This is a genomic window from Microcoleus sp. BM001215392 (genome assembly GCF_036700185.1).
GTDB lineage: Bacteria > Cyanobacteriota > Cyanobacteriia > Cyanobacteriales > Microcoleaceae > Microcoleus.
On record NZ_JAUBOJ010000318.1, the window covers coordinates 2,878 to 9,232 of the forward strand.

3 protein-coding genes are annotated in these 6,355 nt (G+C 44.4%); 2 read left to right on the forward strand and 1 reads right to left on the reverse strand.

Annotated features, from left to right (window positions below; all coding sequences use genetic code 11):
• On the forward strand, positions 1-194 hold a 194-nt coding region (locus QT974_RS26015), incomplete at its 5' end, for a hypothetical protein (protein WP_333471302.1).
• A 119-nt stretch (positions 195-313) separates the two neighbouring features.
• A complete protein-coding gene (locus QT974_RS26020; protein WP_333471303.1) occupies positions 314-2,428 on the forward strand; it encodes a caspase family protein in 2,115 nt (704 codons plus the stop codon).
• Between the two features lie 33 nt (positions 2,429-2,461).
• Here the strand turns inward: QT974_RS26020 and QT974_RS26025 are convergent, their stop codons facing one another.
• On the reverse strand, positions 2,462-6,001 hold the full coding sequence (locus tag QT974_RS26025; RefSeq protein ID WP_333471304.1) for an AAA-like domain-containing protein: 3,540 nt from the start codon (positions 5,999-6,001) through the stop codon (positions 2,462-2,464).
• Between the last annotated feature and the right edge of the window lie 354 nt (positions 6,002-6,355).

Consider the following 6,355-nt stretch of genomic DNA (forward strand, 5'->3'; position numbering starts at 1 on the left):
ATAGCGTCGCATGGAGTCCCGATGGCAAGACATTAGCTTCTGCTAGCGATGACAAAACAATAATTTTGTGGAATTTCAATTTTGATGATTTACGCAAGCGCGGCTGTGACTGGGTGCGTCCCTATTTGCAAAACAGTCCCCATGTCAGCGACAGCGATAAACATTTGTGCGATGGTATTCCTACGAGTCAATAGGCTTTTGGCAACCGATTTCTTTAAAATTACAAATCCATCTCAAAAACTGCATAAAAACTCTGATTTCAAACCTAATATAAAAATCAAATTTTTCCCAAGCCCCTTACCCAGCAACAACCATGACCAACTCAACCCCCAACTTTTACGCCCTCCTCATCGGTATCAATTTCTACTTCCCCCATCGTTTACCAGAAGGTAACTGCTACAAAAACTTGCGGGGATGCGTCCAAGATATTAACCACGTCGAAACCTATTTAAAAGACACATTCCACCTCACACCAGACCAAATTATTAAACTCACCGCGACGGCTTCCGACAATCCTGACCAACCCCAAGAACCCCCGGAACTCCTACCAACTTATGAGAATATCGTCGCCAAATTCAAAGAACTAACAGCCAAAGCCCAACCGCAAGACCGAGTATATATTCACTACTCCGGGCACGGCGGACGGGCGAAAACTATTTTTGAAAGCCTCAAGGGTTTTGGTGGTTTAGATGAAGCCTTAGTTCCCACAGATATCGGTCAACCAAACTCACGCTATTTGCGCGATTTGGAATTGGCCAAACTCCTGGAAGAAATGGTAGAAAAAGAGTTAGTTGTAACGCTGGTACTCGATAGCTGTCATTCGGGTGGCGCAACCAGAGAAATGAGCGGAGATGACCGGATTCGCGGTGAAGGTTTTATTGACACTACTCCCCGACCAACTGATAGTTTAGTTGCACCGCTTCAGGAATTAGCACAAAATTGGCAAACCTTAACAGCAAATAGCCGCAATATTACCGTCGTCAATGGTTTGTTGCCAGAACCAAAAGGTTATACCTTAATAGCAGCTTGTCGCGCTCAGGAATTCGCTTATGAAAAGGTTTTTGAAGGGACGGAACGCAACGGCGCTTTGACTTATTATTTACTAAAAGCTTTGCGACAATACGGGACAGAGATTCCTGTAGAACATTTGTTCAATCAAATTTCTAATCTAGTCCACAATGACTTTGACCGACAAACACCGATGTTGATTGGCGAGACAAATCGCTCTTTTTTGGGCGATCGATCTGTCGTTGCTAGCCGTAACGCTCCCGTGATGAAGGTAGATATTACAAAAAACCGAGTCCAGTTGCAAATGGGTGAAGCTAGCGGCCTTAAACAAGGAGCAGAATTCGATATTTTTCGATTCGGGACGCGGAATTTTGAGGACAGCGAACAGCGAATTGCAACGGTTAAAGTTGTAGAGTTGGGCGCATCGGACTGTTGGGCAGAAGTAACGGGGCTACACAACGAATTTACAACCAGAGAACTCAAACCTAAATTAATAGAAGGAATGATTGAAATTGGTTCCCCTGCTGTCTATTTGAGTCCAGGGTTGAAACAAATTCGGAAAGTTCGGGTTATTCTGCCTGACCGGTTACCGCAAATTTCTGGTGTAAATGTGGCAAGGCTGCCAGATATCCTCAAAGCAAAAAAAGAGCAAGTTGAAGGTCATCGCTGGATAGAATTCTGTTCGGAAGCAGAGAAAGATGAGAATGTGGATTATTTTGTTTCCCTGAATTCTGAAGGGGAATATTGGATTTTGGATGCGAATAAAGAACCTATCAAAAATCTTCTGTTTCCGATCAAAGTCGATGAACCTGAAGCCAGCAAAAATCTCATTAATCGATTAATTCATATTGCCAGGTATGAAAGTATTTTAAAACTAGATAATGAGGATGCTTCTGCTCGTTTGAATGGCAAACTTAAGGTGGAAGTGATTAAATCAGTTAAACGACAAGAGGTAGTTTTGAATGCTGATGGTCAGGTGCCGGTGTTGGACTCAGGTGAAAAAATTACCCTGCGAATTTACAATGAATCTAAGCAAGTTTTAAATATTTCGGCTTTGGTGCTCCAGGCCGATTTTAGTATTGTCAAATTCTACCCTAAAGGTCTTGGTGGTGAACCTGTAGACCCCGAATCATCCAAAGGAACTAATTTTAACATGGAATTACCAGAAAATTATCAAGAAGGGGTAGATGTCATTAAAGTATTTGCGACAGTGGATGCAACGAATTTTGAGTTATTAGAGTTGCCAGCCTTAGACCAACCTCGTCCAGGAATTGGTGATAAAAATCCTACTACTGCGTTGGGAGAATTATTGGCGGCGGTTGTGGATGAAGATAACCCGCAGCGCAATATTAGGGTTGTGACTGATGCGAGTGAGGAATGGACGACAGAAAAGGTGGAAGTTATGGTGAAAAAAATGTAGTGCGAGCATTTTGCTGGCTGTTTTTGCCTAGTTTTATTTGATTGACTTTGGGTTGAGGTAATCAGAACACATCTGTTTATCCTCTGCGGTCACTTTCGGGTTTGTTCTGAGATAATCGCTGATCCAATTGCAGCCTAATGCCATCAGTCGATCAAAATCCCAAGTCCACAGTTTGATGGTCTTGTCGGCGCTAGCAGAAGCCAATGTCTTGCCATCTGGACTCCATGCGACGCTATAGACCCGATCGCTATGCCCGGTGAGGGTAGCGAGTGCCTTCTGCGTTTGCAGGTTCCACAGTTTGATCGTCTTGTCATAACTACCAGAAGCCAAAGTTAAGCCATCAGGACTCCATGCGATGCTATTGACTCCACTGCTATCCCCAATGAGGGTTTTGATCGGTTTTTGGGTTTGCAAGTTCCACAGTTTGATCGTCTTGTCAGCGCTAGCAGAAGCCAAAGTCTTGCCATCGGGACTCCATGCGACGCTATTGACCCGATCGCTATGTCCGGTGAGCGTGATGGGTGTTCGGGTTTGCAGGTTCCATAGTTTGATCGTCTTGTCATTGCTAGCAGAAGCCAAGGTCAAGCCATCGGGACTCCATGCGACGCTATTGACCCAATCGCTATGCCCGGTGAGGGTTGCGATCGTTTTTTGGGTTTGCAGGTTCCACAGTTTGATGGTCTTATCAGCGCTAGCAGAAACCAAGGTCAAGCCATCGGGACTCCATGCGACGCTATAGACCGGATTGCTATGCCCGGTGAGGGTTGTGATGTTTTTTTGAGTTTGTGGGTTCCACAATTTGATGGTCTTGTCATCGCTAGCAGAAGCCAAAGTTAAGCCATCGGGACTCCATGCGACGCTAGTGACCGGATTGCTATGCCCCGTCAGGGTGGTGATGGGTTTTCCAGTGTCTAGGTTCCACAGTTTGATGGTGTTGTCATCGCTAGCAGAAGCCAAAGTTAAGCTATTTGGACTCCATGCGACATTATTGACAAAACTGCTATGCCCGCTGAGGGTGACAATGGCTTCTTTGGTTTGCAGGTTCCACAGTTTGATGGTGTTGTCACCGCTAGCAGAAGCTAAGGTCAAGCCATCGGGACTTATGCCGACGCTATTGACAAAACTGCTATGTCCGCTGAGGGTGGCAATGGCTTCTTTGGTTTGCAGGTTCCACAGTTTGATGGTCTTGTCAGCGCTTGCAGAAGCCAATGTCTTGCCATCGGGACTAAAGGCAACGCTATTGACAAAACTGCTATGTCCAGTGAGGGCGGGGATAGCTGTTTGGGTTGGCAAGTTCCACAGTTTGATGGTGCCGTCAGCGCTAGCAGCAGCCAAGGTCTTGCCATCGGGACTAAAGGCAACGCTATTGACAAAACTGCTATCTCCGCTGAGGGTAGCGAGTTCTTTTTGGGTTTGTAGGTTCCACAGTTTGATGGTTTTGTCACCGCTAGCAGCAGCCAAGGTCTTGCCATCTGGACTAAAGGCGACGCTATTGACAAAACTGCTATGTCCGCTGAGGGTAGCGAGTTCTTTTTGGGTTTGCAGGTTCCACAGTTTGATGGTTTTGTCACCGCTAGCAGAAGCCAATGTCTTGCCATCTGGACTAAAAGCGACGCTACTGACCTCATTGCTATGTCCAGTGAGAGTAGCGATGGGTTTTCCGGTTTGCAGGTTCCACAGTTTGATGGTCTTGTCATTGCTAGCAGAAGCTAATGTCTTGCCATCGCGACTCCATGCGATGCTTCTGACCAAACGGCTATGCCCGGTGAGGGTTTTGATGTTTTTTTGGTTTTGCAGGTTCCACAGTTTGATGGTGTTGTCACCGCTAGCAGAAGCCAAGGTCTTGCCATCTGGACTAAAGGCGACGCTCCAGACCGAATTGGTAAACCCTTCCAAACTATTGCGCTCTTTTACTTCGGAAACTGCTTGTTGCAGCGCACCCATCACTTGTCCTTTGATCTCTTTTGTCGTGTCGGCTGAAGCATCTAGTTGTTTGAATCCTTGCCCTGCCTTCAATGCTTCCAGCAGTGCTTGAAATGTCTGTCCAGAAATAAATGATTGATTGGAAAAAGCACTTTCCTGGATGGTATTTGATAAATTAATAGCTTGAGTGACTTGTTTCCAGGCAAAAAAAGTTACCCCAGTTGCAATTAACATAGCCACCCCAGCAAAAACAGAAGTCGCAATTGTAATTTTTCGTGCCTTTTGCTGTGCCTTGGTTAGCGTCTGATTCGCTTCAGTCAAAATTTGATTAGCTTGTCTCTGAGCTGCTAAATCTCGTTCAACTCCCCGTTGTTGTAATTCCCGACTGGCATTTAAAAACTGATAATCTAAATCGTTCAAACTTTTGCCGGCCGCCCAAGTTTGAGCATCTTCCAACGCCTGACCCCGCAACAGTCGCGATTCATCTTGGCAATCTGAATCTTGCCAAGCTTTAAAACTTTCGCTGTAGGGGCGGAGATTTGCTAATTGTTTTTCTACCCAATCAGCAGTAAAAACAGATTGATAAATTCGGTTATAAAATTTAAGTTTACCAGATTGTTTAACTACCAAACCTGTTAAACGTAGTTCCATTTGTTCGGGAGTATGATCGGCGGCTATCTCATTGTGTTGCAAAATTTGCTGATATATCCCCAGCAACCGACTGGTACGTTGTTGGCTGCGTAAAATGCGGTCTCGAATCGTCTTTAAATGCTCTGGCTCATCCTGTCCTTCCCAATTTTTAATCACCTTCTTTTCGACTAAATATGTTACCAAATCAGGGGGAGTCTCGGTTAATTCGGAATTCAGATAAATTTTTAGTAATTTACAAACTTTTTGCGTTAAAAATGGCTGTCCGCCCGTCCAAGATAATATCGCTTCTAACAACGCTTGAGAATTTTCTGTTTGAGTTTCTAAGCCTACTGCTAAAGGTTGTGCTTCTGCTAATTGAAAACCCGTTAACTCAATGGCACGCCCAATATTAAACGGAGTGCGAAGTTGATTGCTTATCAAATCGGCAGGCGTCGCTACCCCAATCAAAGCAAAGGTTAAACGGTTATATTCTGGCTTGTCTGCACGCTGGTTAAAACAATCGCGAATCACTGCAAAAAAATCATCTATATTAAATGGTAAAGCCAATACGCTGTCAATTTCATCGACAAATATAACGATAGATTTATCAATATATTCAAGCAATACCTCTGGGATAAACTTGCTGAAACATTGGACAGGAGACATTAGTTCGTGACTCGTCCACCATTCATAGGAATCGAAATTATTGTAGAGTTCAAAACTGTTTACCAGGGAGTCAATTATTCCGAAATACCACTCTTTAGGAGTAATGTCTGAAGTACCAATTGCTGTAATATCAACGGCAGCACAGGCAAATCCTTCCTCCTGCAATCTAGCCATTGTTTGCACCCGCAAGCTGGATTTCCCCATCTGTCGCGAGTTGAGAACGTAACAAAATTCTCCGGCTTTTAATCCATTATAAAAATCTTGGTCAGCTTGTCTCCTGACATAGGTTGGTGCATCTACAGGTAAACTACCACCTACTTGATATTCGTAATGTAAATCAGGTTTGTCATTCATTAATTAGATCCCAATAATTCTACTATTTATCAAAAAGCTTGCTACAAGAAAAATGTTGGGTTTGTTTCCTTAGGCATTGAAAAGAAGAGGTGCGTCGCTATAAGATTGTCGCTCTTTCTTGAGGATTGTCGATGTATCCACACTCTACGGTTAACTGTCTAACGATTAGGCCCTCGATCCCCCCTAGCCCCCTTCTTAAGGGGGGGACAAGAGTATTCTCAAAGTCCCCCTTCTTAAGGGGGATGCGAGGGGGATCGAGACTCGTCGATCAATGAGAGATACAAAGGTTTTCAGGGTGTATCTCACTTTTGAGGAGGGCGAAGCATGACCGCATATAAGTTATTAGTTATAATC